The 305-nt window shown below is 65.6% G+C and carries 1 pseudogene; it reads left to right on the top strand.

Annotation, left to right across the window (positions count from 1 at the left end):
- Nucleotides 1-305: pseudogene (locus tag E5162_RS14510) on the top strand (NAD-dependent DNA ligase LigA); the annotation flags it as partial.

A 305-nucleotide genomic window follows, 5' to 3' on the forward strand; every position in this document is an offset into this window, starting at 1 on the left:
GAAGGACCAGCCCGCGAGTTCCGATGCGGTCTATGACGGGCTGCGCCAGCGTAATGCGGCAATCGAGGCGCGCTGCCCGGAGCTCAAACGCGAGGACAGCCCGAGCGAGCGCGTCGGCGCGCGGCCGTCATCGGGCTTTGCCGAGGCCAGCCACGCCGTGCCCATGCTGTCGCTCGGAAATGCGTTCGAGGACAGCGACGTCACCGATTTCGTCAAGCGGGTGCGCAAATTCCTCAATGTGAAGGAGGACGAGGCGATGGCCTTCACCTCCGAGCCCAAGATTGACGGGCTGAGCGCCAATCTGC

Origin of the sequence: Marinicauda pacifica (genome assembly GCF_004793635.1) — a bacterium.
Taxonomy (GTDB): domain Bacteria; phylum Pseudomonadota; class Alphaproteobacteria; order Caulobacterales; family Maricaulaceae; genus Marinicauda; species Marinicauda pacifica.